The following is a 26,426-nucleotide window of genomic DNA, read 5'->3' as shown; positions in this document are numbered from 1 at the left end:
ATTCGTGACGTGCAAGCCCTCGTCCCGTCCAGCGTCCTCTCGGAGCTCCTGTCCCTCTCGTCCGACCCCGCGGCCGTCCTGGACACCCACCTGCGCTACGTCGCCGTCAACGACGCGCACGCCCGCGACAACGAGCTCGCCGCCGAAGACCACGTCGGCCGCCCGGTGGAGGAGGTCGCGCCCGGCCTCGCGTTCGCGCTCGCGCGGCTGCTGCGCGAAGCGCTGGAGCGAGGCGAGACGGTCCGCGCCCGCAAGCTCGTCGTGGAGGACCGCGTGCCCGGCAGGCTCCGCACGTCCTTCGTGGACGCCGCGCCGTTGCGCGACGAGCGCGGCGGCGTCACGGGCATCCTGGTGTACTTCCGCTCCGGGGCCTCCACCGTGCGCGACGTCACCCCGCACGAGGGGCACACGGACCGCCTGTTCAGCCTCGTCGTGGAGCTCTCCCGCGCGCGCAGCGTCCAGGACGTCGTGAACATCACCCTCACGGAGGCCCTGCCTGCCACGGGCGCGACGGCCGGGGGCTTCTCCCTGCTCGAACCGGACGGCGCGTCGCTGCGGGTGATGGGCGCCACGGGCTACGACGTCAGCATCACGCGCGCGTGGCAGCTCGTGCCCCTCGACCTGCCGATTCCCGCGACCGTCGCGGTGCGGGAGGGGCGCGCGCTCTTCCTCACCTTCGACGACGTCCGGCGTGACTTCGCCCTCGCCGCGACCGCCGAGGCGTACGCGGATCAGGCGCACGTGGCGCTTCCCCTCACGAACGACGAGCGGGTCCTGGGCTGCCTCACGCTCAACTTCCCCGACCGGGCGCCCTTCGCACCTGAGGAGCGGGAGCGGATGCTCGCGGTGGCGGAGAGCTGCGCGCAGGCCATCTCGAACCTGCGTCTGTTCGACGCCGAGCGCGAGGCGCGCGTGGAGCTCGACCGGACGGCCGCGCTGCTCGACAGCGTCTTCGAGAACGCGCCCGTCGCGTTCGCCGTGTTCGACCCGAAGCTGCGATTTCTGCGGCTCAACGCCGCCTTCGCGAGCCTGTCGGGCCGCCGGATCCGCGATCATCTCGGCGGGTCCGTCCGTGACCTGCTGCCCGACCTGCCGGGCGTCGCGCACGCCCTCGCGCTCACCCGGCAGACGAAGCGGCCCCTCACGCAGGAGGAGGTCGCGCTGCCGGACGGGCGGACCTACCTCGTCGGGTACTACCCGGTGCTGACGCCTCAGGGCGCGCTCGTCGGCGTGGGCTGCGTCGCGACGGACACGACCGCCATGAAGGACGCCGAGCGGGCCGCGAGGGCCAGCAACGACCGCTACCGCTCCCTCGTGGACGCGACCGGCCAGACCGTCTGGACGAACACGCCCGACGGCGAGATGCGCGGCGAACAGCCCGGCTGGTCTCGCCTGACGGGACAGGACCGCACCGCGTACGAGGGGTACGGCTGGGCCGAGGCGCTCCACCCGGACGATCGCGACCTCACGCTACGCGCGTGGCGGCGGGCGGTGGACTCGAAGGGCACCTTCGACGTACGTCACCGTCTGCGCGTCGTGGGCGGCGAGTACCGACTGTTCCGGGCGCGGGCCGTACCCGTCTTCGACGAGCACGGCGGCATCCGCGAATGGGTGGGCGTGCACGTGGCCGTCACGGACACCCTGACGGACGGGTGACCCGGACGCTCGGGCGAGGAAGGTCCCGGGGTCCTCGACGAACGGCCGCGTCGCCAGTGGCGCGAACGCGGCGCTCGTGTCCTGGGGCGCGCGGACCGGGAAGCGGCCCGGCGTGCCCTTCACGCCGAACGCGCCGAGTGTTCAGCGGAGGTCCGAGCGCAACTCCTCGATGTAGGACTGCAAGCTCATGGACGCACTCGCGGCGGCGAGTTCCCGGCGGAGCCGAACGGCCGAACGTTCACCTCTCAGGCAGAGCTGCTCGAGGCGCTCCCACTCGCGGGTGGTCAGGTGACCGGGCATCTTGAGCATCACCTTCAGGGACGCCTGCACGGACCGCCACTGCACCTCCGGGGGCGCGGCGAGCAGTTCCTCCGCGGCACGTTCGGCTTCACGGGCGGCCGCGTCCTCCTCCGCGAGGACGCGCTGCCGTGAACGTTCGACGCGGATGTCGTCGTCCGCGGGCTTGATGACCTCGGGTTGCTCCCACAGGTATTTGCCGGGATGCGTGAGGTAGTCGACGATCACGGCCGCTTCACGTTTCACCCCTGAAGGCTGGCGTTTCTGGTACTCCACGAACTTGATGGCCTCCTCCACCCGGTCAGGCGTTTCACGCGCCAGCTTGTTCGCCATCTGCGAGGACACGCCGCGCGCGCGCAGGAGCCGGACGAGCGCGGGGTCCGGGTCGTCCTTTCCCGCGAAGACGTACGTCAACAGCGGTTCGCTGCGGGTACCGGTGACACGCACGTCGCGGAGGTAGCGCTGCTCGACGAGTTCGTCGTGCGCCTCGCCGAGCGCGCGCAGCAGCTTGTTCGGGTAGCCGGGGGAGATGCCGCACGCGAGCCGCCAGTCTTCGAGTTCGACGGTGAGTTCACCGAGCTGACGACCGTCGTCGGTGTAGCGGTACGCTTCGAGCAGGCGGTACAGGGCCCGCGCGGGAGGTTGTTCGATGCCGAGAAGGATGCGGCCGTCGAGCGCCTGGGTGAAGCCGCTGCGGATGGATTCCGCGAACTGATCGGCGAGTTTGAGGCCGAGGTTCGCTTCGGGCACGAGTTCGCGGATGGCGTCGGTCTCACCGACGTCCCAGTACTGCATCCGGTCGAGGATGCGCATGCTTTCGTTGTGCCTGAGGTTGCTGCCGGACAGCCCGGACGCGACGGTGAAGTACACGGCGTACAGGCGGTTGATGCTTTCCCGGAGGCGGCGGTAGTTGTTTCCGTTGTCAGGCAGGAAGCTCGCCTCACGCAGCTCGTAGCCGTTGGTGTGCAGCCAGTTGTGTTCGGGGCAGCCGGCGGCGGCGAACAGCGTCTCGATGCCGAGCAGGACGTTCGTGTCGATGCCGCGCGGGCGACCCTCCGGGGCGTTGCCTTCGATGCGGACGTGACGGTCACCGATGGTGAACGCGTGCCCCCAACGGTCGGCGCTGGAGGGAACGCGGGTCTGGATGCTGACGACGCCGAGCCGGGCGAGGTTGCGTTCGTCGACCACTGTCCGGATCAGTTTCTTTTCCTTCTTCACGCTGCCGCTCCCATCGTTGCTTGTGTGTTGTTCTTTACTTCTGTAAAGAATAAAAGAAAACAACATCAAGGGAGTGGGACGGATGCCGTCTGGAGCGCGTTACCGCAGCCGAACTGGACAAAGGTGTCGGGGATTTCGGGGTTCGACTGGACAAAGGTGTCGGGGATTTCGGGGTTCGACTGGACAAAGGTGTCGGTGCAAGCGCGTGAACCTGACGTGTGCGCGCCCCCGACGGACGCCTGTGCCTTCCTCGTCGTCCTGGAGCGCGTGCACTCGTCATTCTGGACAAAGGTGTCGTCAGCCGTGTGGACAAAGGTATCGGAAAGTCTGGACAAAGGTGTCGGAACGCTCGGACCTCGTGCTCGACGGGCAATGACACGCGTGAATCCTCGATCTGGACAAAGGTGTCGGACCGAACCGGACGGTTTTTCGGTCGCCGGCGACCCTGACGGAGCGTGAAACTGGACAAAGGTGTCGGACGCCGGATGACCGACCGGCCGCGCCGTACGTGCCGCGGGATGTCCGAACGACGTCGCCGGCACCTTCCGGGCGTCCCTGGGTTCGAGCGGCACCGTCGACTCGTCCGACGAGGCCGGTCGGCGCTGCTCGTCGCTCCGCCCGGCACCGGCAAGACCGGGACCGTCGGGAAGATCGCCCCGCGATTCGCTCTGGAGTTCTTCCCGCGCGGGGCGGCCTCAGGTGCGCAGGTCGAGGTGGACGCTCACCTCGTCGCCCTCCTCGATCCCCTCGGCGCGGCGCACGCTGAGCCTGAGCGGTACGAGGTACCGACCGTCCTTCGGAAACAGTGACGTCCGCCACTCGGCCGCCCCGATACGGACGTGGACGGGGATCATTCCCCAGCCGTACGTGACGAAGCGTGACGCGGCCCTGAGCTCCTCGCACTGCGCCTCCGGAACCGACACGAAGAAGTGGGGGGCGGGGCCCGCCCAGTGAAAGACACGGCCGTCGAAGTCGATGGTCACGTCCTCACTGTACGTCCGCAGGCCAGGGCGTCCTGCGCTCAGCGGAGGCAGGATCGTCTCGTCGTCCACGAGGCGCTGGTCGTACGTGGGGCGCACGGTTCCCCGTACACCGATGACGAGCCCACGTGAACGCGTTCAGGTGGATTCGTCCGTTCCGGCGTCCTGCAGGCGGCGGTTCGCGGCGCTCACGCAGGTCAGGGCAGACTCCAGGGCCTTGAGGACCGTCCGCTCATCGGCGTCCTCCAGCCCGACGCCGCGGAGGTAGAGCTGCTCCGCTTCGGCCTTGATCTCCCGTGTGAGGCGTGCGAGTCGAGCGAGGAACACGTCGTGCTTCACGGACGCACCGTCCTTCCGTTGAACTCCCGGCCTGACGCTAGCACGCGCCCCGCCCTTCTGAACGGTCGTTTCCGGCACTTCGGGAGCCTCGTCTGATAGGCTGCGCGTACCGCCATCAGTACGGCCCTCGCGGAGCCCCCCTCAATGACCGCTCACGTTCTCACGTCCCAGCTTCTCCCCCTGCTCCTCGCGCAGGTCGTGACGCTCCTCATGACCGGGCACCTGCTGAGCCGCGCCTCGTCATCCCCGACGCACCGGGCGTTTCTGGCGTTGCTCGCGGCGAACACCGTCTGGATCGTGGCGTCGTTGATGGAGCACCTCTCGGTGTCGCCCGAGCTGAAGTGGCTCTGGGCGCGGGTGCAGTTCATCGGAGTGCTGACGATTCCCGTGGCGTGGTACGCCCTCGTGGACGGATTTCTGCATCCCGTGGAGCGGGGGGTCCCCGCGCGGCGGGTGCTGGCGCTCCTCGCGGTGCCCGCCGTGACGCTCGGACTCATCGCCGTCAACGGCGTGAGCGGCTGGGTGTGGCCGTCGGTGCGTTTCCGGGAAGGCGGGTTCGACGTGACGCGCGGAGCGGTCTACTGGCTGGCCGTGGTGGGGTATTCCAACGTCGTCAGTGTCTGGGGCGTCGCGCGGCTCCTGCGGGCCCTGCGCGCGGCGCGCGGCGTGCGCCGCGGGCAGGTGGCCTCCCTGCTCGTCGCGGCCGTCCTGCCGCTCCTGAGCAGCCTGCTGTACCTGCTCGGGGTGCGCCTGCTGCCCGCGAACAACGCGTCGCCCGTCGCTTCCGCGCTGGGGTTCGTGCCCGTCGCGTGGGGCATGGCGCGCTACGGGCTCCTGAACCTCACGCCGCTCGCGTTCAGGCAGGTGGTGGCGCAACTGCCCGACGCGGTCGTGGTGCTCGATCCGGACGGGCGGGTCGTGGAGCTCAACCGCGCGGCGTCCCTCCTCGCGGGCGTGCCGCCGTCGCGGGCTCGCGGACGGCCGCTGACGGAGGTGATCCCAGGCTGGCCCGCACTCGACGAGGACACGCACGTGGAGTGGCGGCCCACGCCGGGCCGGGTGTGGGAGCTCCGCGCGTCCACCGTGCGGGACGCGCGCGGCGCCGTGCTGGGCTCGTCCGTGGTGGCGCGGGACGTGACCGTGTGGGTGGAGGAGCACGCGCGAGTGCGCAGGCTCGCCCACGAGGACGCCCTGACGTCTCTGGCGAACCGACGTGCCTTCGAGGCGGACCTGAGGCGCGAACTGCAGCGGACGGCGCTGCAGGACCGCGCGCTCGGCGTCGTCGTGATCGACCTCGACGGACTCAAGCGGGTCAACGACGCGCACGGTCACGCGCGCGGCGACGCCCTCCTCAAGGCCTTCGCGCTTGGCCTGACCGGCAGTTTCGAGGTCGGTGACCGGGTCTACCGTCTCGGCGGGGACGAATTCGCGGTGCTGCTCGTCCGGGGCGTTTCGCCCGGCGTGGACGTCGTCCGGGACGCGCTGCACCGCGCCGTGACGGCCGCGCGCGCGGCGGGGTTCGAGGAGGCGGACGCGAGCTTCGGGCTCGCCACGTCCGTCGAGGGAGACGACAGCGACGCCCTCACCCGGCTGGCGGATCGCCGCATGTACGCCGACAAGGCCGCGCGGCAGCAGACGGCACCGGTGGGAACGCCCGCCCGACACCCCTGACTGGGGGCATGCGGCTTCGTCCGCGACCTGTACACTCTGTAAACGTGGACGCCCAGCGCCCTTCCGAGCTCGTTCGAGCGAACGACCACGCGAAACTGTGGGTCACGGGCTGGATGCTGCCGCACGCGGACCGCGACAAGGTGTTCGTCGGCGGCGTCGCGATGAGGGTTTCCGGGCGAGGGCGCGGCCTGATCGGGTCGCGCGTGTTCGTGGTGGCCTTCGTGCGAACCACGCCCACGGGCCTCGTGGACGCGGCACGCACACCGATGGTCTACGTCCGTCCCGCCGAGAACGCGGAGCCCAACGGGTGCGCGTGGAGCGCGCAGGGCCAGCTGCGCCGCGCGGACGCGTCGGAGCAGCTGATCGTCCTGCGCATCCTCTCGCGCAACACGAAGTTTCCGTACTCGCTGCGGGTGCGTGGCACGTCCACCATGCTGCGGGACGTGAACTCCGACTGGTCGGTCGTGGAGGTCACGGGCGGCCTCGTCGGCTCGATGCTCGTCGCCGACCGCGTGGCGCGTGCGCCCGCCATGTACGTGCCGCGCGCCGTGGAGCCGGACAGGACGGAAACGTCGCCGACCGCGCTCGTGGAGACGCGGTCGGCCGAACCGGAGCTCACGCCCGGCTGAGGACCTCAGCGCAGGCCGTGACGCAGGATCTCGGCGACGCGGCCCGTGGTGGCCTTCTGGTGCTCCTCGAGCTGCTCGGTGGCCTCGCGGACCATGGCCTTCCAGCGGTCGTAGTCGCGGCCCTCGCGGCCGGCGGCGCGCACGACGGCGCTGCGGACGGTGAAGTGCGCCTCGGGCAGACGCTCCAGGGCGCGTTCGGCGCCGCTGTGCCGCGCCGCGAGCAGCGCGCCGAGCATGCCGACGCTGTTGCTGCGTTCCATCAGCTCGCGCTGCAACTGACGGTTCCTGATGGAGGTGATCGCGTCCCAGGCGGCGTCCGCGAGGGCGGTCTGGGGACTGGCGGGGCGGTGCGCCTCCACGGCGAGGGTGTCGCCGGAGCGCCAGGTGCGCGTCCAGGCGCCGCCGCGTTCGGCGGTCCAGAGGGTCTCGAAGTCGCGGGCGTCCTCCACGAGGACGCGCATCTGACCGCTGCCCGCGGTGCGGGTGACGCGGTGCCCGTCGGGCAGGACGCCCCACTCGCTCAGGTCGTCGGCGCCGAGGGCGCGCATGGTCTCGTACGCGGCGGAGACGGCGGCGGCCCCGGTGGAGACGCGGGCGATCTCGCGGCCGTCCGCGTGCAGGGCGACGTCGACGGTGTCGCCGTCACGGTGGACGCGGGCGTCGTGGGTGAGGTGCTGCAGGCCGAGGCCCCAGCGGTCGTGCGCGAGGCGCAGGAGGCGGGTGAGTTCCGCGTCGAGGGTGGTGGTGTCGGCGCCGCCGTCGGCGAGGGCCTTGACGCCGCTCTCGACGTCCGCGGTGGTCATGAGGGCGTCGAAGGCGGCGAGGACGTCCACGCGCGTGGCGCCCTGCGCTTCGGTTTTCTTGCTGGCTCTGGTCATGGGGTCCTCCGGAGGATACTGCCTGACCTCATTATGTTACAGACAGAGCATTTTGTGTGGACTTCCATCACAGTGAAGCGCAGGGAAACGGCTCATGTGCTGGCCGTGTCCCCGCGTGTCCCGTCGCCGCTTCAGGCCGTTTCGACGCCCTCGGCGGTCCGGCCGTCCGCCGCGTCCGTCCTCGGGAGCAGCAGCAGGCCCACCACCCCCGCGACCGCCGTGATCGCGCCCGCCAGGGTCAGCATCGTCACGACGCCCGCACGCTCCCCCACGAGCGCCGCCAGCGACACCGCCAGCACGCCCACGAAGGCGTTCGTGGTGCCCAGCGCGCCGTACACGCGCCCGCGCAGCCGGTCCGGCGTGGCGTTCTGGATCAGCGTGGACGCCGCCACGTTCGACACGATCAGGGGGAAGCCCATCACGAAGACCAGGGCGAGCGCCGCCGACAGCGACGACTGATGATAGAGCGTCACCATGACCGCGCCCACGAGGACGGTGCCGTACCCCACGAGCGCGCGCAGGGGCACCCGCGCGCTCACGCCCGCCATCACGAGGCCCGCCACGAGCGCGCCGCACGCGCCCGTGGTGCTCAGCAGCCCCATCGCCTCCGGTCCGCCCTGCAGACGAGTGCGGACGTACGCCACCCAGAAGGGATCGACGAGCGTGCCGCCGAAACTCGTGACGTTCATCGTGACGAACAGCGCGAGCAACGTGCGCCGCCGCGTGATTTCCGAGACGCCCTCGCGCCACTCGCGCGCCAGGGCGCGCCACGTCTCCACGAGCGACGCGCGCGCGGAACCAGGAGCGTCCTGGGCGCGGGGGACGCGCAGCAGCGAGAACAGCAGGGCCGCGAGGGCGAACGACGCGGCGTCGAGCACGACCACGCTGCCCAGGCCGCCCGCCGCGATCACCACGCCGCCCAGCAGCGGGCCCACGATGCGCGCGACCGTGGAGCACACGCCGATGAGCGCGTTCGCCTGGGGCCGCGAAGCTTCCGGAACCGTCACGGGAAGCAGGGCGCCCGCCGCGGGCATCACGAGCATGCCGAGCGTGTGCTCCGCCAGGGTCACCGCGTACGCCACCCACAGCAGGCCCGGGGAGGGCGCGAGCAGCAGCAGCAGGATCACGAGCGCCTGCGCGACGTTGACCGCGACGAGGATGCGGCGCCGGTCCCAGCGGTCCGCGAGCACCCCGGCGAAGGAGCCCAGCAGCAGACCCGGCAGGTAGTGCGTCAGGGCGAGCAGTGCGGTCGCGAGCGTGGAGTTCGTCTGTTGGTACACGAAATAGGGCAGGGCGACCAGCAGCGCCCGATCACCGAGGAGAGAGACGAACTCGCCGAACCAGAGCAGCCGATAGTTCCTGTGCCGCATCACCGCGTACATGTCTTTGCCTCCCCGCCGGACGCGCACGCGTCCGGCATGCCGCAGCCTGCGCGGTACGCTGGTGAAAATGACACGCACTCCCTCACCCAGCGTCTGGAAGCGGCTCGACGAGCCCGAAGCCGCCCGCGCCCTCGTGGACCCCACCGTGCGGATGTACCTCACGCCCTTCGTGTGGCGCGAACGCCGCGTGAGCGACGTCGCCCGTGAGCTCGGCGTGACCACGAACGCGGTCCTGTACCGAGTCCGTCAGTTCCTCCGGCTCGGCCTGCTCGACATCACCCGCGAGGAGCCGCGTGCGGGCCGCGCGGTGCGCTGGTACCGCTCCACGTCACGCGGGTTCTTCGTGCCGTTCTCGGCCACGGACGCCGGAACGGTCGAGGAACTCTACGAGACCACCCTCGACGGCGCGCGTTCCGCCCTGATGCAGAGCCTCACCCGCGCGTGGCGGGACCTCGCGGACGATCCGCGCTGGTTCGGCCTGTACACCTACGGCGACGAGCGCGGCCTGCTCTCACACGTCGTGCTGCCCGCCCCTCCGGAGGACCCGCGAAGCGCCCCCGGGGCGTTCGGGGCGTGGCTGATGGGCCCGGACGCGCCCGTCCTGTGGGACAACACCTACCCGCTGCGTCTGCGGCGAGAGGACGCCAAGGCCTTTCAGCGCGACCTGTACGAGCTCAAGCGACGCTACGACCACCTCAAGGTGAACGAGGACGAGGGGGACCTCTACGTGGTGCGCACGACGATCGCGCCCGTGTGAGTCCGGCGAACGCAGCGCGTGAGCGCCCGGCGTCACGTCCTCGCGCGCAGCAACGCCTCCAAGCGGGCCGCCATGGAGACGGCGCCCATCACGCGCGCCGCGTCCACGACGCCCGCTCCGCCCGCGTCCCGCACCGTGGGATCGGCGCCCCGCGCGAGCAGTTCGTCCACGATGGCGTTCCGGTCGAACATCGCGGCCATCATCAGGGCGGTGCGTCCGTCCGGGCCCGCCGCGTCCACGAGAGCGCCATGGTCGAGCAGCAACCTCACCATGGTGAGATCGCCCTGGTACGCCGCCGCCTGCAACGGGGACTGCCCGGCGTCGTTGCGCACCTCGGGGTCCGCGCCGCGCTCCAGCAGCAGGCGGGCGGTGTCGTGGTGGCCGTGGTAGCAGGCCAGCATCAGGAGGGTGTCGCCGCGCGCGTTGCGCAGGGTCGTGGGCAGACCGCGCTCCAGCAGGGGCGCGAGCCCCGCCGCGTTCCCCTGGCGGGCCGCGTCGAACACCGCACGCACGAACTCCAGTGTCTCCTCGTCCTCGGTGGGCGTGCCGGGGGCGCCCCGGTCGTTCTCGTCGTGCATGCGTCCTCCTGTGGACTCGAATCGCGGTCCATTCTTCCAGAGGAGGAGCGGAACGTGTCGAGCGAAGCCGGGCACGAGCGAACATCCAATCTTTACCCAACGCTCCTCCACGCCGCACTCACGTATCTTGGAGGCGGCGACTCGCCGAGCTCCCATGACCGACTTCACCTCAGCATCCCTGACGCTGGCACCGAACGATCTGGACGCCTTCACGGACCCGTTCGTCCTGCTCGACGCCGACTGGCGCGTGAGGCTCGTGAACACCGCCGCCGCGCGACTGCGCGGCCTCACGGGCGCGGACCTCGCGGGGCTCACCTTCTGGGACGCCTTTCCCGGCACGAGCGGTTCCGAACTGGAGACGGTGGCGCGCGAGGTCATGACGTCGCGAGTTCCGCGAACCTTCGAGACGTACTACGCACGCACCGACGTGTGGGCGCAGGGCATGGTGTTCCCATTCCACGACGGGCTGGGCGTCCTGTATCAGGACGTCACGGCCCGCAAGCGAGCCGAGACCCGTCAGGCCGTGCTGTACGACGTCGCCTCGGAACTCGCGCGGGCCGTCACGACCGAGCAGGTCGTGGAGGTCATCCTGAGCCGCGCCCTCCCGGCGGTGCAGGCCGCGAGCGGCGCCGTCGGCGTCCTCACCCGGGACGGACGGCAGGTGGAGCTCCTCGGCACGCACAACTACGCTCCGGACCTGCGGGCGCGCCTGTCGCGCTTCGAGCTCACGCTCGACATCCCCGGCGCGTTCGCCGTGCGGTCCGGCGAGGCGGTGTTCGGCGACGCGGCCGAACTCGCGCGGCGCTTCTCGGGCTTCGGCGACTTCCGACCCGAGGGAATGACCAGCATGGCCGTGCTGCCCCTGGACGTCTCCGGGCGGACCTTCGGATTCCTGGCGCTCGTGTACGACGCGGGCGAGCGCACCTTCGACGAAAGCGAACGGCAGTTCCTGCGGGCCCTCGCGGGACAGTGCGCGCAGGCGGTGGACCGCGCCTACCAGTACCAGCGAGCGCACGAGGAGTTGCGCGCGCGCCAGGCGAGCGAGGCGGCCCTCTCGGCGGAACGGGCGCGGCTCGCGGCGGTCCTGAGGCACCTGCCCGTCGGCGTCGTGCTGGGCGAGGTGCCGAGCGCGCGGATCGTCATGGGCAACGCGAAGGTCGAGGAGATCTTCGGTCACCCCGTGTACCTCTCGCGAAACGTGGAGGAGTACCGCGCGTGGACCGGCTTCCACCTCGACGGACGTCCGGTGGAGCCGCACGAGTGGCCGCTCGCGCGCGTCGCGACGCTGGGCGAGACGACGGTGGGAGAGGAACTGATCTACGTGCGGCCCGACGGCACGACCCGCGTGATCGACGTGACGTCCGCTCCGGTCGAGGACGACGACGGGCAGGCGGTGGCGGCGGTCGTCGTGATCGACGACGTCACGGAGCGCAAGCGGGCGGAGCAGGCCGTCCGGGAACTCAACGCGAACCTCGAGGCGCTCGTGACGCACCGGACGCTGGAGCTGGAGGAACGCACGCGTTCGCTGGAGGCCTTCGTGGACTTCGCGGAGGCGGCCGGAGCGAGCGGCGACCCGCACACGCTGGCGCGGCAGGCGCTGGGGGTGTTCCGCACGTTCTTCAGCCAGTGCAGCGCCGCCTACTACGAGCGGGACGGGGACGTGTGGCGCGCGCGCGTCTGGACCGAGGACATCGCCGAGGAGGTCGTGCGCAGCATCACGGGCGGCATCCCGGTGACGGCGCCTGCCTTCGAGGAGGCCGCGCGGACGCGCGAGCCCGTGTTCGTCGACGCCTGGGATCCGGAGCGTGAGCAGGTCGCGGCGACCGAGGCGTACGGCACGGTCGCCATTCACCCGCTGCTCGTGCAGGGCGAGGTGCACGCGATCCTCGCGGTCGGTCTGTTCGACGCGCGCGCGTGGAGCGAACGTGACCGCGCGGTCGTACGGGCGGCGGGGCGAAGCCTGAACCTAGCGCTGGAACGCGCGGAGGTCGCGGTGAAGCTCGAAGCGCAGCGTGACGCGCTGCAGGCACGGACGAAGGCGCTGGAAGCCTTCGCGGAACTCACCCTTGACCTCACGCGGGAACTCGATCCCTACGTGCTGATCAGACGCGCGCAGGAGATCGTGCTGTCACTGCTGCCCGCGGGGTTCGCGCCGTACTACGAGCGCGACGGAAACGTATGGCGGCTGCGTTCACAGGTGGGGGACCGCCGCAATCCCGAGATGCAACGGATCGTGGACGCGGGCCTGCCCTACGAAGCGCAGTCCATGCGGATTCCCTTCGAGTCGGGTGAGCCCTACTACCAGGACGCGTACGATTACACGGAGGATCAGTTCCGGATCGACTGGGCGCAGATCGGGGCGGTGGCGAGCCTGCCTGTGAAGGTGGGAAGCGGCGTGCGCGGCGTGTTCTGCGTGGCGCTCTTCGGGAAGCGCGGCTGGACGGACGCGGACCGGAGCCTGCTGGAGACGGTGGCGCGCAGCCTGGGCCTCGCGCTCGACGCGGCGTCGAGCACGTCGGCGCTCGCGCAGCGCACCCAGGAGCTCGAACGCAGCAACGCGGAGCTCGAACGCTTCGCGTACGTCGCGTCGCACGATCTGCAGGAGCCCCTCAGGACCGTGGCGAGCTTCGCGGACCTGCTCGCGTTGAAGTACGAGTCGGCGCTCGACGAGCGGGCCCGTCGGTACCTGGCGTACATCACGCAGGGCTCGCTGCGGATGCGCAGCCTCATTCACGATCTGCTGGGGTACTCGCGCCTGTCGTCCCCGGAGCCCTCGGAGGGCCGCGCGGACGGGAACGTCGCCTGGGCGGACGCGCAGGCGGGCCTCGCGGCGATCATCGCGGAGTCGGGCGCGTCCGTCACGTCGGAAGCGTTGCCGACGCTGCCGATCGGTGAGGGGCGGCTCACGCAGGTCTTCCAGAACCTGCTCGGCAACGCGGTGAAGTTCCGGCGTGAGGGTGTGCCGCCCGTCGTGCACGCGAGCGCGCGCCGTGAGGGCGCGTGGTGGCACCTGACCGTCACGGACAACGGCATCGGCATCGAGGAGGCCTACCGGGAACGCATCTTCGAGGTGTTCCAGCGGCTCCACACGCGCGAGACGTACGAGGGCAACGGCATCGGGCTGGCCATCTGCAAGAAGATCGTCGAGCAGGCGGGGGGGCGTCTGTGGGCGACGTCCACGCCGGGCGAGGGCAGTGTCTTCCACTTCACCCTGCCCGCGCTGGAGGCCGCCGATGGGTGACCTTCCCACGGTGCTCGTCGTCGACGACAATCCCGCGCACCTCGAACTGACGCGCGAGGCGTTCGCGGAGGTGAGTCCCGGGGTGCGGGTCGTGGACGCCGGGACGGCGGAGGCGGCCCTGGACGTGCTGCGCGCGACGGCAGACGTGGTCCGCCTGGTCCTGCTCGACCTCAACCTGCCCGGGACGGACGGCTTCGAGGTGCTGCGGGTCATTCGCGCCTCGCCCGCGCTGGTGGACCTGCCGGTGGTGATCCTGACGACGTCGCACGCGGACGCGGACGTCCGACGCAGTCGGGAGTACGGGGCGAGCGCGTACCTGCTCAAGCCGCTCGGGTTCGCGGAGCACGTCAGCATGATCCGGGGACTGGTCGGGTTCTGGCTGGGCGGCGGGGCCGACAAGGGAGGCGCGTCGTGAAGGGTGATCGGTGGAGTGCGGCGCTGGCGTGGAGAGCGGACCTGCTGGGAGCGCTCGGTGAGGTCGGGTACGTTCGTCTGCGCGAGGAGTTGACGTCGAGGGATGAGGTGTACCGCGGACTGTCCGAGGCGTTTTCGCGTGCGCAGGCGCGGGGTCTGCAGGGGACCGACGAGGAGGCGGAGTTGCTGGAGCGTCTGCTGACGCGTGAGGCGGAGGCGAGTCTGGAGGGTGTGGTGGCCCAGCTGGACCGCGAGGGAAACGAGGGTGTGGATTCCGAGTGGGTGGATCGGCAGGCGCGGAGGTATTTCACGGAGGCGTTGACGCAGGAGAACGCGGACGACGATTCCGCTTCGACCACCGAGGACGCGTGACCCTCGCGGTCGCGTGCGGTCGCGTGCGGATGCGGCGGGGTCGAAGCGCCGCTCGTCGACCTCTCCTCGAACGGCCCGAGGCAGGACGAACCGAGGCGGCGGACCTGCGCCGCGTCATGCTCGGCGCGCTCGACCCGAGTCACCGAAGCGGCTCGCCAGGCGCAGACAGGTCACCGAGAGGAGCACGCAGACGGTGATGACCAGCGTCATCGGCAGAGGCGTCCCGTTCGCGAAGACCCCCACCGCTCCGCCCGCGACGCCCGACAGTCCGAACTGCAGCGTGCCTCGCAGAGCCGAAGCGCTGCCCACGCGTGAACGGATCGTCTCCAGGGCCAGAGCGGTCGTGTTCGGCGTCGTGAGGCCCACCGTCGCCAGGAGTGCCGCCAGCAGGGGCGAGAAGGTCCAGACGCCCGCATGCCCCGACAGCGTCACACCGACGAGTCCCACGCTGCAGACCAGCGCCGTCAGGGTCGCCCGCCCGGCCACCAGGTCGAGACCCCAGCGTCGGATCAACCAGCGGTTCACCTGCGAGGCCGCGATCAAAGCGAGCGCGTTCACTCCGAACAGCAGGGCGTACGTGCCGCGCGGAACGCCGAGCGATTCGATGAACACGAACGAGGACCCGCTGATGTACGCGAACAGCGCGCAGGAGGCGAACGCACCGGCCAGCGCGTACGTCATGAACGGCCTGTTCCGCAACAGGGCCACGTAGGTGGAGGCGGCGTCCCTGAGACGCACGTCCCTCCTCGACTCCAGGGGCGCCGTCTCCGGCAGGACCGAAACCGCGGCGAGACACACGAGGCCGAGCGCGGCGAGCGTCCAGAAGACCGACGGCCACTCGAAGCGCACCAGCAGCGCTCCGCCCAGCGAAGGCGCCAGGATCGGGGCGACGCCCATCACCAGCATCAGCAGGCTGAACCGATCGGCCGCGTCCCGACCGCTCCACAGGTCACGAACCACCGCGGTCGTGACGACCGCGCCCGCGCCCGCGCCGAGCGCCTGCACGAACCTCGCCGCGGCGAGCATCCCGACCGTCGGGGCGAGCGCGCACGCCACCGACGCGAACACGTAGAGCGACACGCCGAACATCAGGGGCGGCTTCCGTCCGTACTTGTCCGTCACGGGCCCGTACACGGCCTGACCGACCGCCATGCCGATCAGGAAGGCGCTCAACGTGAACTGCGCCGCGCCCTCCGAAGCCCCGAGGTCACGGGCGATCTCCGGGAGTCCCGGAAGGTACATGTCGATACTCAGGGGGCCGAACGCCTGCAGGCCACCGAGAATCAGAATCAGCAGCCCCGACCGTCGGCGGGCGAGCTCACGTGCGCTCCTCACCGCCGCGCGACCGGGAGGAGGAGGAACGGCGGGGCGAAATCGCTGGGCGCGAGGGTGGAGCGTGAACGGTGGACGCGCATGACGACACCATACGATCCCGGCGGCCGGTCCGCTTCACCCGAACGCGGGCGTGAGACGCTAGGCTTCAGGTACGGTCCGACGCCGCACATCGTGCTGATCACCCTGCTCCACAACGTCGCGCTGGTGACGCTCTTCGCGTTCGCCAGCAGCATGCTGTACCGGGAGTGGCCCGCGAGACACGACGACGTCAGCAACTTCGTCCGCGCGCTCTTCGCGGGCTTCGCGGGCGTGGGACTCATGACGCTGCCCATCGAGGTCGCGCCCGGCATTTTCGCGGACCTGCGGCACGTGCCGACGGCCCTCGTCACCCTCCGGTACGGACCGCTCTGGGGCGCCCTGACCGCCCTGCCCGCCCTGCTGTGGCGTGCCGGGCAGGGCGGTCAGGGCGTCCTCGTCGCCGCACTCTCCGCCGCCGGAGTCGTGCTCGTCGCGAGCGTGCTGCACCGCCGGGTCTCGCTCCGTGACCTGCCCGGCTGGAGGCTCGCGTGGACCGCGCCGCTCGTGTTCGGCCTCAACGGCCTCGGGCTGCTCACGCTGCCGAACGGAGACGTCCTGCTCGCCCGCGTGTACCTGCCCCTGCTGTTCGCGAACAGCGCCGCCTTCGTCATCGCGCTCTCGGTCATCCACGCGCGCCTCCAGTTGCTCAGGGCCACCCACGCGTACCGTCAGCAGGCCAGGACGGACGCGCTCACCGGACTCGCCAACCGACGTCAGTTCGAGCTCGACCTCGTGAGCCTTCAGCCCGGCGAGCATCTCCTCGTCGTCGACATCGACCATTTCAAGCGGCTCAACGACCGTCACGGCCACGCCGTGGGTGACGACGTGCTGCGCCGCGCCGCCCGCGCCTTCGAGGAGGCCGTCGGGAGCGACGGAACGGTCTACCGGTACGGCGGCGAGGAGTTCGCGGTGATCCTGCGGCTCAGGTCGCCCGTCGAGGCTCACCGGGTCGCGCAGCGCTGCCGCACGGCCCCGGACGTGATCGTCGCGGGAACACGCGTCACCCTGTCCGGCGGTCTGGCCGTCCGTGACGAGCACGAGTTCACGAACCACACCTTCCAGCGCGCCGACGCGGCCCTGTACGCCGCGAAGAACGACGGACGGGACCGTCTGCACGTCGCCCCCGATCCCGCCGCTCTGGGTGACCGTCCCGGCGCGCTCGGCGCCATGCGGGGCACGCTCGCCCTGCTCTCACTCGATCAGGACCCCCGTGACGAGGACTGGAAGGCCCTTCTGCGCGCCGCCGTGCTCAGCATTCCGCATGCCGAGGCGGGAACCCTCTACGTGGTCAGCGAGGGCGATTTCGAGCTGTGCGCGCAGATCGGCTTCAGCGACGAACTGCTCGGACAGCGCGCCTCACCCGTGTCCCAGCGGGCCTGGTACGGCGGCACGGAGGAGGCGTGGCTGTCCGGACGACCACGCGTCCTGCGGGGTGACGAGGTCGCCGCCGCGTCGCGCACGGGCAGCGAGGTCGATCACGACCGGATCGGACGGGTCACGTACGAACGGGTCGGGCGCATCTTCGACATTCACGAGTCGCTGGGCGTGCCCGTCGTCGTGGACGGTCAGGTCGTCGCGTTCCTCAACGTGGATCGCCTCTCGCCCGAACGGGCCTTCGACGACGTCGCCGAGCGTGTCGCGGTGGATTTCGCCACCCAGGCGGGCGTGCTCCTCGCGGCCCGCGCGAGGCGGCAGCGGGAAACCAGGCGCCTCAGGGAACTGGAGGCGCTCGCGCACGTGACCTCCGCGCTCCGTGACGCCTACACCGAGGCGGACGTGACCTCGGCCTTCACGCGCCGGACCGCAGACCTGCTGGACGCGCGGCAGGCGGTCTACCTCGCGTACGACGCCGACCAGGACGCGCTCGTGTCCAGCGACGTGCTCGGCGTGGATCGCTCGCTCGGCACCGTGGCGCTCCCGCGTGGCCGCGGCGTGGCGTGGCACGCGGTGGACCTCGGGGACGCGGTTCGTGTGATGGACGTCCGTGAAGACCCGCGCGTCCACCAGCCGGCGTTCCCGCTCGCCCGCTCGATGATGGCCGTCCCGCTTCACAGCGCGCGTGGCCTGCTCGGCGCGCTCGTCGTCACGCGGGATCGGCCGTTCGGCGAGGACGACGCTCACCTGGCCCGGACGCTCGTCGCGCAGGGCGTCACGGCGCTCGACCGGGCCGCACACCTGCGGGCGCTGGAAGCGGCGCGTGAGGGCACCCTCCTCGCCCTGGGCCGCGCCGTCGAACTCCGCGATTTCGAGACGAGCGGACACACGGAACGTGTCACGTCCCTGGCGGTCCGGCTCGCGCGGGCCCTCGGGCTGGACCGCGACTCGCTCGTGCCACTGCGTGAAGGCGCCTACCTGCACGACGTCGGGAAGATCCAGGTGCCGGACGCGGTGCTGCTCAAGCCGGGTCCGCTCGACGCGGACGAGTGGACCGTGATGCGGTCCCACGTCGTGGAGGGTGAAGCGCTCGCGCGTCTCGTCCCGGGCCTCTCGTTCGGCGCCCTGAAGGTGGTCCGTCATCATCACGAGCGCTGGGACGGCTCCGGCTACCCCGACGGCCTGCGTGGAACGGACATTCCACTGCTCGCGCGGATCTTCTCCGTCGTGGACGTCTACGACGCTCTCGTGAGCGCGCGACCCTACAAGCGGGCGTGGAGTCACGCCGAGGCCGTCGAGGAGATCCGGACGGGTGCCGGCCGCTTCTTCGACCCGGACGTCGTCCGCGCGTTCCTGGACCTGCCGGGGGGAGGGCGCACGGACACGCCCTCCGAGACCCCTTCCGAGACCCCCTCCAGTACCGCCTGACGGCGCCCGACGTCACCCGCTCGGAAATGTGACAACATGATCGGCGTGCCCTGCCTGCTCGTCGACGCGCCCAACATCGCTCACCGCGTCTGGCACTCGCACCGCCGCCACGCCCTGCACGAGACCCTCACCGAGCGTTACCAGCGTGTCCTGACCGAGCACGCCCGGGCGCTGGGCGCGACGCGGCGGATCGCGGCGGTCGAACGGACACGCAGTTTCCGCTACGAGATCGTTCCCGGCTACAAGGCCAACCGTCCGGCGCGTCCACCCGAACTGCGCGCCTTCATCGACGCCCTGCCCGCACTCTCGGCCGAGGCGGGCTTCGAGGTGTGGCACGCGCCCGACCACGAGGCGGACGACGTCCTGGCCACCTTCGCCGCGAGCCTCGACGGCGGGCTGATCATCCTCTCGACGGATCAGGACCTGTACGCCTGCGTGAACGACCGGGTGCGGGTGGCCGTGCCGCACGGCGGCGGCGTCCGGCTCGTGGACCACGAGGGTGTCGTCGGGACGTACGGCGTGCCTCCGGAGAAGGTGCCGTTGTACCTCGCGCTTGTCGGTGACCCCAGCGACAACCTTCGTGGCGTGCGCGGAATGGGCGCGCGCCGTGCGGCGCCGCTGCTGGCCCGATTCTCCAGCCTCGACGCGCTCTACGGGGCCCTCCACGAGCTCGACGACGTGCCGCGGAAGCTCCTCGGGCGAACACCGAGGAGCGACGTCGAGGCCTGCCTCCGGGCGGCCACGCTCGTCACGGACGCGCCCCTTGAGAGGCTCCACGAAGGTTGCCCGGACGAACGGGAGACGGGCGCGGCCCGGCGCTCCTCCACGGCGCCCGAGACCCTGAGGGCCTTCATCGAACGTCACCAGGGTCTGGCCCCCTCGGACCGCGTCGACGCCTCGACGCCGCGCGAGGTTCTACGACGTCACCTCGACGCCGCGTCCTTCAAGGCCCGGCTCGGCATGCTCGGTGATCCCGCCTGCCCGAACGTCCTGATGGACGTCCTCGCGGAGGACGCGAGCGAGACGGTGCGTCGCCTCGTGGCGTGGCGGGCGAGCGCGAGCGCGACCCTTCAGCGGTTCGCGAACGACGTCGAAGGCGTCCGGCACGCGCTGGCCCGCAACCCCGCCTGTCCGCCCGAAGTGCTCGAACACCTCGCGAGCTCGACCGAGGCCACCGTCCTCACGGCGCTCGCCCGCCACCCGACCCTGTCGTCCCTGCCCGGCGTACGCCTGCGCGTCGCCGTCAATCCCGCCTGTCCTGCCGACGTGAGGAGCACGTTCCTGTCCGACGCCTGTGACGCCGTGCGTCAGGCGGCGGCGACCGCGGCCGTCGGCAGCGGCGCCGAAGCCTGGCCGATCTTCTGAAGGATCACATGCTCATGAACATGCGCCCAGCGCATGATGACGGTGATTTTCACGGCCCTCGCACGAGTCGTCACGGCTGAACTGTCAGGCTGTTCCTGCGCCTCACTCGCAGCACAAGTCCGTCTCACCCGCCGGCGCAGGAGCTTCACATGTCACGACGACTCTCCCAGGGTCTGCTCGCCGTCACCTTCTCCCTCGTCCTGCTTTCGTGCGGCCAGACCGTGAACGCGGTACAGGCGTTCGACACGCCGTCCGGGTCGGGATTGCCCGCTCCCGCGCCGATCGTGCCGACCCCCACGCCAAGTCCCGCTCCTGTCCCCAACCCGACGCCACCCGCCGGGCCGACCGCCCCGGCGTCTCCCGATCCGGCCTTCGGCCAGGACGGTCGGGTCGTCCTGCGGGAAACGGGGAGTTCGCTGGCGGCGCTCGTGCGTCAGCAGAAGGACGGCAGACTGGTGGTCCGCGCGACGCGCGCGGTGTCCGAGGGTGTGTACGAACCTCTCCTGTACCGTCTGAACACCGGCGGAACGCTCGACACGACCTTCGGGGTGGGAGGACGCGTCACCTTCGCGCCCGCCGCCATCCGGACGGTCAGCGCCCTCCTGCCCCTTCCGGACGGCCGTCTGCTCGTCGGTTCGTCCTTCCTCGAACGGATCGGTTCCGCCGAGGGCGTCGTGCAGATCGTCGAGCGGTTCACGTCGAGCGGCGCGCTCGACCCCACGTTCGGTCAGGGCGGGCGCGTGATCCTGCCGGTGGACGGATTCACGAGCGATCTGCAATCGCTCGCGCTGCAACCCGACGGGCAGGTGCTGGTGGGCGCCGGGTTCTCCACCTTCAGGTTGCAGCCCGGAGGCGCCCTCGACCCGTCCTTCGGTGAAGGAGGGCGAGTGGCCGACATCCTGTCGCTGGGTCTGCCGGACGGCGGCTTCCTGTCCCTGGGGACCACCACCGACGGTTCGACGTTACGTCGTCACCTCCCGGACGGTCGGCTGGATTCCAGCTTCGGCGAGGGCGGCGCCCTGAGCTTCCCGCAGCTCGCCCAGTACGGAGCCGTGCGTGAGGAGAGCGTGGTGGCGCGCGACGGACGGATCTACGTGTCCCTGTCGACGGCGTCTCCCGCGGCGTCCGGGCCGCCCGTCGATCTGACGTTTCGCTGGTGGGTGCTGGGTCTCGGATCGAACGGGGAACGCCTCGCTTCCTTCGGAAAGGACGGCGTCGTGGAGTACACGGGCCGGACGCCGACGCTCGTCGGGGTGCAGCGGGACGGACGGGTCGTCCTGCAGGACGGTCGTCTCGACGTGAGCGGCGACGTGGATCCCGGATTCAGGCCGTCGTTCTCGCCCGAGCGTCGCCTGAGCGGGGCGATCCTGCAGGACGACGATCGGCTCGTCCGTTTCGGCTCGCTGGTGCAAGGGAACGAGGGTGCGGAGGCGGCCCTGCTGGAGCGTCTACTTCCCTGACGGCCCAGCCCACCGGGACCCGCCGTGGTCGGGTCGGCTCACCCGCCCTCCGCCAGGGTCGACGACGAGGCGGGCGAGACGTGTGCCTCCCGCCCTCCCTACACAACTTCTGAACATCGTCCTCGTTCCGGGTTTACTCCCTCGGCGCAAAGTAGAACCATGCGAGTCACCTTCGCCCGCCCTCGCCCGCCCCTCCACGACGCCCCACGCCGTTCGTCAGGGACGCGAGGATGAAGACGATCCTCGTCGTGGAGGACAACGCGGGCATCCGCGACATGGTCCGCGAGTACCTGGCGGAACACGGCTACCGCGTCCGGGTGGCCAGCAACGGAACGGAAGGCCTCCTCGAAACCCGTCACGAACCCCCGGACCTCATCCTGCTCGACGTGATGATGCCGGGAATGGACGGCCTGGAGTTCCTCCGCCGTTACCGCGCGTCCAGCGGGACTCCGGTCATCTTCCTCACCGCGCGAGACTCCGAGATCGACAAGGTGCTCGGTCTCGAACTCGGCGCGGACGACTACGTCACCAAGCCCTTCAGCATGGCCGAGTTGCTCGCCCGGGTGCGCGCCAACCTCCGTCGGGCCGAGCAGACGCCCACGTCCGGCCCCATCCGGGTCGGCGAACTGGAGCTCGACGCCACCACCCGCTCCTTCCGCGCACGCGGCGAACGGGTCAACCTCACCCGCAGCGAGTTCGAGCTGATGGACCTCCTCGTCCGGCACCCGCAGCGCGTCTTCACCCGCATCGAGCTCCTCGAACACCTGCAGGAGGAGGCGCTCGGCTCGGAACGGACGATCGACGTGCACGTCCGCAACCTGCGCGCGAAGATCGAGGAGGAACCGAGCAAGCCTCGGCTGCTGGAGACCGTGTACGGCATCGGCTACCGCCTCAATCCGGAAGCGGGCGCGTGAAGCGACCCTTCTGGCGCACCCTGGCGTGGAAGCTCACGCTGGCGTTCGTCCTGGTCGCCGCCCTCGCGCTCGGCGCGGTCGGCGTGATCTCCTACGCGTCCACACGGTCGGAGTTCAACCGCTTCATCGGTGATCAGGCACGCAACGACCTCGTCAACCGCGTCCAGACCTACGTGCAGGAGAACGGGAACCTGGCCGGGTTCACGCCCTACCGCCGCAACTTCAACGTGGACCAGGGTCACGGCACCACGGAAGGGACGCCACGCTCTCCCGACGGGCGCGTGTTCCGCGACGGACCGATCTTCCGGGCCTCGTTCGTGGCGCTCGATCCGCAGTTCCGCACGCTCTACGCCACACCCACCCTGCCGGGCGGAACGAGGCTGCCCGAGAACCTCCTCGGGCGCGTGGTGCCCGTCACCGTGGACGGAAACGTCGTCGCGTACGTCGCGCCGTCGGGCGTCGAGCCACGCCTCGACCCACGCAGTCAGGAGTTCCTCGAACGCACGTCCAGCTCGATCCTCTGGGGAATGCTCGCCGCCACCCTCGCGGCGGTAGGCACGGGGCTCCTGATGGCCCGCGCGCTCCTCGGACCCTTGCAGGAACTGCGGCGGGGCATTCAGGCCGTTCAGAGGGGAGAGGCGCCCAGAGAAGCGCCGCGCGCCCGCGCCGACGAGTTCGGCGAGGTCCTCCACGCCTTCCACGAGATGCACGACAGCGTGGTGCGCAACCAGCAGTCGCGGCAACAGCTCACCGCCAACATCGCCCACGACCTCAACACCCCTCTGAGCGTCATCTCCGGGACGCTGGAGGCGATGATCGACGGCACCTTCAAGGCGACGCCGGAGCGCCTCGCGCGTCTGCACCGGGAGACCCGGCACGTCGCGCACCTCGTGAACGATCTGCGCTTCCTGTCCCTCGCGGACGCCGGAGAGCTCCACCTCGACCTGCAGGAGACCGACGCCGCCCTCGTCCTCCGTGAGGCCGTGTCGGGCGTGGCCGAGCTCGCCGGCCGGCAGGGCGTCACGCTCGCCGTCGAGGCGCCCGAACACGGTCCCCTGATGACGCTCGACGCGCGGCGCGTCACCCAGGTGATCCAGAACCTCCTCTCGAATGCCCTCTCGCACACGCCCCCGGGAGGCCGCATCGACGTCGTCGTCCGTCACGAGGGGACGTCGCTGTCGGTCGACGTTCAGGACACGGGTGTGGGGATCGCCGCCGACAAGCTGCCCTTCGTCTTCGACCGCCTCTACCGGGCGGAGGACGCCCGCAGCGAGGGCGGAAGCGGTCTGGGCCTCTCCATCTGCAAGTCCATCGTGGAGGCGCACGGCGGCCGGATCGGCATCCGGAGCGAGCCCGGCCGGGGCACGACCGTCACCTTCGCCCTTCCGTCGGTTGCCCTGGCGACCCCGCAACTCACCGGCCTCTGACCCAGGCCCGAGGGGGGAAGACCGGACGCCCGGTCTTCCCCCCCGTGTCTACCTCACTTCTGAACAAGTTGTCCTCGCAGGGTGAACAGTTTCACGCGAGACTCCCCCTGGAGGCGACCATGACCCGAGCCGTGCCCCTACGTTCCCCCGCCCGCCGACCGCTGCGGGCCCTGCTGGCCTTCCTGGTCCGCCGACCCGTCCGGCACGACGTTACCTACGAGCGGGTGCTCGGCAGCGCCCTGCACCTGCGCGTCGACGCCGACGACGAGGACGCCGCCCGCTCCGCCGAGGCGGCCCTGCTGGCGGAGATCGATCGGCTCGAAGCCGTCTTCAGCCGCGTGAATCCCGACAGCGAGCTCAACCGCTGGCAGGCCCGGCCCGGCGAGGACGTTCCCGTGTCCGCCGAACTGCATGATCTGCTTCGCGACGCCCTGGACTGGCAGCGCCGCACGAAAGGCGCGTTCAATCCGTCCGCGGACGCGTTCGTTTCCGCGTGGAGGCACGCGGAGGGGACCGGACGACCGCCGCTCGACGAGGCCCTCGACGCCGCCGCCCGCGCAGCGGGTGAGCCCGCCTTCGTGCTCGGCGCGGGCACGGCCCGCGTCACGCGGCCCGGCGGTCTCACCCTCAACGCCGTCGCCAAGGGCGCCATCGCGGACGCGGCGGCCCTCGCCGCGTTCCGCGTGCCCGGCGTGCGGGGCGTCCTCGTCAACCTCGGCGGGGACCTCCGGCACGTCGGAGAGGGCGAGGTGCGCGTCGCCGTGTCCACCTCCGGCGTGGAGAACCACGCCGAGGACGTGGTGACCTTGCGCGGCGGCGCGCTCGCCACGAGCGGCGGAGCCCACCGGGGCTTCCTCGTCGGCGGGACGTGGTATCCGCACACCCTCGACCCACGCACCGGGCGGCCCGCCACCGAGGTGCGGGGCGCGAGCGTCCTCGCCCCCGACGCCCGCACCGCCGACGTCCTCGCCACCGCCCTCAGCGTCCTCCCCGTCACCGAGGGCCTCGACCTCGTCCGAAACCTCCCGAACGTCGGGTGCCTCGTCGTGACCGCCGACGGCGCCCGCCACACCGACCCCGTCTGGTGCGCCCACAGCCGCCCCTCCTGAAAGGACCGTCATGAACCACGACCAGCGCACCACCCCCTCCCGTCGCCGCCTTCTCGCCCGCGCCACCGCCGTGCTCGTCGCGATGATCGCCGCCCGCCTCCCCGCCCTCGCGCAGGGCTCCGCCACCACCCCGACCTCCACCACGACCACGGCCACGAAGAGCGCCGCGTGGGCCAGCGGCATGGAACTCGCCGTGAACGTCGAGATCGACCTTCCACAGGGCTTCCGGGTGCAGCGTCCCTACGTCGCCGCGTGGATCGAGGACGCCAGCGGCAGACCCGTCCGAACGCTCGCCCTGTGGGCGAACACCGGCGGACGCGGGCTGCGTTACCTGCCCGACCTGCGCCGCTGGTTCCGCGAGTACCAGACGAACGACGGCATCATCGACACCGTCTCCGGACCCACCCGCAACCCCGGCAGGTACAGCCTCGTGTGGGACGGACGCGACGACCGCAAGGCGCTCGTCCCGCAGGGTCAGTACTACGTGGTGGTGGAGACCGCCCGCGAGCACGGCCCCTACAGCCTCATCCGCGAGAGCGTCACCGTCGGAGCCAAGCCCTTCACGCGCGACCTCGGCGCGAGCGACGACGTGAAGGGAGTGAGCGTTGAGTTCCGCCGAAAGAGCTGAGGCGGACCTCACCGCCGCGACCCGACCCGCCCGGCGGCCCCGCACGGTCCGTCAGCGGCTCAACGCCTGGCTGCGGGTCACGCACGTCTACACGTCCATGATCAGCCTCATGGTGGTGCTGTTCTTCGCGCTGACCGGCATCACCCTCAACCACCCCGACCTCACCTTCGGAGACGACGGGAAGCGGACGCAGGTGGAGGGCGCCCTGCCCGCTTCCTGGCGTGACGGCGACAAGGTGAACTGGCTCGTCGTCGTGGAGGAACTGCGCGCCCGGTACGACCTGAGGGGCCGCGCGAGCGACGAACGTGTGGACGGCGACGAGGCGAGCGTGTCCTTCCACGCGCCCGGCTACGGCGCGGACGCCTTCATCGACGTGAAGACCGGAAAGTACCAGCTCAGCGTGGACGCGCAGGGCCTCGTCGGGGTGCTCAACGACTTCCACCGTGGACGCGACGCGGGCGCCGCGTGGTCCTGGGTGATCGACCTCTCGGGCGCCTTCCTGACGCTCGTGTCCCTCACGGGGCTCGCGCTGCTCGTGTACCTGCGCAAGGTCCGGGTGAAGGCGCTCGCCGTCATGGCCGCAGGGACCCTCGCGATGATCGCGATCATGCACCTCGCCGCCTGAGGCGGAGCGTGGAACGGGCCGGGGAGCCGCGCGGCTCTCCGGCCCGTTCATGGGCACACGACCCCTACACAGGTTCTGAACAATCCCCGAGCGGAGGTTGAACAGACGCCGCCTAGGGTTCGGACATGCCATTCCCGCCGCACCGACACCCCCTCAGGTCAGGCCGCCGCGCCCGGAACGTGGGCACGTCATGACCGTCCGCGCCCTCGCACTGACGGGTACGCTCCTCGCGGGCGCCGCCCTCGCGCAGGACTCCACCGCCGCCCTGCCC

At 70.9% G+C, this 26,426-nt stretch carries 22 protein-coding genes; 15 read left to right on the top strand and 7 right to left on the bottom strand.

Going from position 1 to position 26,426, the window contains the following annotated elements:
* Positions 1-9 precede the first annotated feature (9 nt).
* Positions 10-1,656, top strand: coding sequence for a PAS domain-containing protein (locus DEIPI_RS0123155; protein WP_027483343.1), 1,647 nt, complete (start codon positions 10-12; stop codon positions 1,654-1,656).
* A 141-nt stretch (positions 1,657-1,797) separates the two neighbouring features.
* Here the strand turns inward: DEIPI_RS0123155 and DEIPI_RS0123150 are convergent, their stop codons facing one another.
* From DEIPI_RS0123150 to DEIPI_RS0123140, 3 genes are all read right to left on the bottom strand, one after another.
* On the bottom strand, positions 1,798-3,171 hold the full coding sequence (locus DEIPI_RS0123150) for a replication initiator protein A (RefSeq protein WP_027483342.1): 1,374 nt from the start codon (positions 3,169-3,171) through the stop codon (positions 1,798-1,800).
* A 695-nt stretch (positions 3,172-3,866) separates the two neighbouring features.
* Positions 3,867-4,154, bottom strand: a complete 288-nt coding sequence (locus DEIPI_RS0123145; RefSeq protein ID WP_027483341.1) for a DUF1905 domain-containing protein — start codon at positions 4,152-4,154, stop codon at positions 3,867-3,869.
* Positions 4,155-4,289: 135 nt separating this feature from the next.
* On the bottom strand, positions 4,290-4,490 hold the full coding sequence (locus DEIPI_RS0123140) for a hypothetical protein (RefSeq protein ID WP_027483340.1): 201 nt from the start codon (positions 4,488-4,490) through the stop codon (positions 4,290-4,292).
* A 144-nt stretch (positions 4,491-4,634) separates the two neighbouring features.
* Between DEIPI_RS0123140 and DEIPI_RS0123135 the strand changes: the two genes are divergently transcribed.
* Complete coding sequence (locus DEIPI_RS0123135) at positions 4,635-6,161, top strand: histidine kinase N-terminal 7TM domain-containing diguanylate cyclase (RefSeq protein ID WP_027483339.1); 1,527 nt, start codon at positions 4,635-4,637, stop codon at positions 6,159-6,161.
* 44 nt (positions 6,162-6,205) lie between these two features.
* Positions 6,206-6,790 (top strand): hypothetical protein, encoded by a 585-nt coding sequence (locus DEIPI_RS0123130; protein WP_027483338.1) that lies wholly within the window; start codon positions 6,206-6,208, stop codon positions 6,788-6,790.
* Between the two features lie 5 nt (positions 6,791-6,795).
* Here the strand turns inward: DEIPI_RS0123130 and DEIPI_RS0123125 are convergent, their stop codons facing one another.
* Positions 6,796-7,668 (bottom strand): hypothetical protein, encoded by an 873-nt coding sequence (locus DEIPI_RS0123125; RefSeq protein ID WP_027483337.1) that lies wholly within the window; start codon positions 7,666-7,668, stop codon positions 6,796-6,798.
* A 131-nt stretch (positions 7,669-7,799) separates the two neighbouring features.
* A complete protein-coding gene (locus DEIPI_RS33990; protein WP_052351957.1) occupies positions 7,800-9,050 on the bottom strand; it encodes an MFS transporter in 1,251 nt (416 codons plus the stop codon).
* A gap of 67 nt (positions 9,051-9,117) precedes the next feature.
* Between DEIPI_RS33990 and DEIPI_RS36065 the strand changes: the two genes are divergently transcribed.
* Complete coding sequence (locus tag DEIPI_RS36065; protein ID WP_052351956.1) at positions 9,118-9,807, top strand: helix-turn-helix domain-containing protein; 690 nt, start codon at positions 9,118-9,120, stop codon at positions 9,805-9,807.
* 32 nt (positions 9,808-9,839) lie between these two features.
* Here DEIPI_RS36065 and DEIPI_RS0123110 read toward each other — a convergent pair whose 3' ends face one another.
* Positions 9,840-10,385, bottom strand: coding sequence for an ankyrin repeat domain-containing protein (locus DEIPI_RS0123110; protein WP_027483336.1), 546 nt, complete (start codon positions 10,383-10,385; stop codon positions 9,840-9,842).
* Positions 10,386-10,539: 154 nt separating this feature from the next.
* Between DEIPI_RS0123110 and DEIPI_RS0123105 the strand changes: the two genes are divergently transcribed.
* The 3 genes from DEIPI_RS0123105 to DEIPI_RS0123095 are packed head-to-tail and all read left to right on the top strand — an operon-like array spanning position 10,540 to position 14,412.
* Positions 10,540-13,626, top strand: a complete 3,087-nt coding sequence (locus DEIPI_RS0123105) for a GAF domain-containing protein (protein ID WP_027483335.1) — start codon at positions 10,540-10,542, stop codon at positions 13,624-13,626.
* Positions 13,619-14,041 carry a response regulator gene (locus DEIPI_RS0123100; protein WP_027483334.1) on the top strand — a complete coding sequence of 141 codons (423 nt, stop codon included), beginning with the start codon at positions 13,619-13,621 and terminating at the stop codon, positions 14,039-14,041. Before DEIPI_RS0123105 ends, DEIPI_RS0123100 begins: the two co-directional genes overlap by 8 nt.
* A complete protein-coding gene (locus tag DEIPI_RS0123095; protein ID WP_027483333.1) occupies positions 14,038-14,412 on the top strand; it encodes a hypothetical protein in 375 nt (124 codons plus the stop codon). Before DEIPI_RS0123100 ends, DEIPI_RS0123095 begins: the two co-directional genes overlap by 4 nt.
* A gap of 114 nt (positions 14,413-14,526) precedes the next feature.
* Here the strand turns inward: DEIPI_RS0123095 and DEIPI_RS0123090 are convergent, their stop codons facing one another.
* Positions 14,527-15,747: a Bcr/CflA family multidrug efflux MFS transporter gene (locus DEIPI_RS0123090; protein WP_027483332.1), complete on the bottom strand. Its 1,221-nt coding sequence runs from the start codon at positions 15,745-15,747 to the stop codon at positions 14,527-14,529.
* 78 nt (positions 15,748-15,825) lie between these two features.
* Between DEIPI_RS0123090 and DEIPI_RS36060 the strand changes: the two genes are divergently transcribed.
* The 8 genes from DEIPI_RS36060 (at position 15,826) to DEIPI_RS33970 (ending at position 26,155) form a co-directional block, all read left to right on the top strand.
* Positions 15,826-18,627 carry an HD domain-containing phosphohydrolase gene (locus DEIPI_RS36060; RefSeq protein WP_157463915.1) on the top strand — a complete coding sequence of 934 codons (2,802 nt, stop codon included), beginning with the start codon at positions 15,826-15,828 and terminating at the stop codon, positions 18,625-18,627.
* Between the two features lie 36 nt (positions 18,628-18,663).
* Positions 18,664-19,992, top strand: a complete 1,329-nt coding sequence (locus DEIPI_RS36055; RefSeq protein ID WP_052351953.1) for a 5'-3' exonuclease — start codon at positions 18,664-18,666, stop codon at positions 19,990-19,992.
* A 149-nt stretch (positions 19,993-20,141) separates the two neighbouring features.
* Positions 20,142-21,452: a delta-60 repeat domain-containing protein gene (locus DEIPI_RS0123075; RefSeq protein ID WP_027483331.1), complete on the top strand. Its 1,311-nt coding sequence runs from the start codon at positions 20,142-20,144 to the stop codon at positions 21,450-21,452.
* Between the two features lie 230 nt (positions 21,453-21,682).
* The gene (locus DEIPI_RS0123070; RefSeq protein ID WP_027483330.1) at positions 21,683-22,366 is read left to right on the top strand and encodes a response regulator transcription factor; all 684 of its coding nucleotides are present in this window, start codon (positions 21,683-21,685) and stop codon (positions 22,364-22,366) included.
* Complete coding sequence (locus DEIPI_RS0123065; protein ID WP_027483329.1) at positions 22,363-23,793, top strand: sensor histidine kinase; 1,431 nt, start codon at positions 22,363-22,365, stop codon at positions 23,791-23,793. The genes DEIPI_RS0123070 and DEIPI_RS0123065 overlap by 4 nt, the downstream gene beginning before the upstream one ends.
* A 119-nt stretch (positions 23,794-23,912) precedes the next feature.
* On the top strand, positions 23,913-24,902 hold the full coding sequence (locus DEIPI_RS0123060) for an FAD:protein FMN transferase (RefSeq protein ID WP_052351952.1): 990 nt from the start codon (positions 23,913-23,915) through the stop codon (positions 24,900-24,902).
* A gap of 10 nt (positions 24,903-24,912) precedes the next feature.
* On the top strand, positions 24,913-25,530 hold the full coding sequence (locus DEIPI_RS0123055) for a DUF2271 domain-containing protein (protein ID WP_157463913.1): 618 nt from the start codon (positions 24,913-24,915) through the stop codon (positions 25,528-25,530).
* Positions 25,508-26,155, top strand: coding sequence for a PepSY-associated TM helix domain-containing protein (locus DEIPI_RS33970; protein ID WP_084474819.1), 648 nt, complete (start codon positions 25,508-25,510; stop codon positions 26,153-26,155). Before DEIPI_RS0123055 ends, DEIPI_RS33970 begins: the two co-directional genes overlap by 23 nt.
* Positions 26,156-26,426 lie beyond the last annotated feature (271 nt).

The sequence above is a fragment of the Deinococcus pimensis DSM 21231 genome (genome assembly GCF_000519345.1).
Taxonomy (GTDB): Bacteria; Deinococcota; Deinococci; order Deinococcales; family Deinococcaceae; genus Deinococcus_A; species Deinococcus_A pimensis.
The sequence above is the reverse complement of the archived record's forward strand: the minus strand, read 5'-3'. Positions and strand labels throughout refer to the sequence as shown.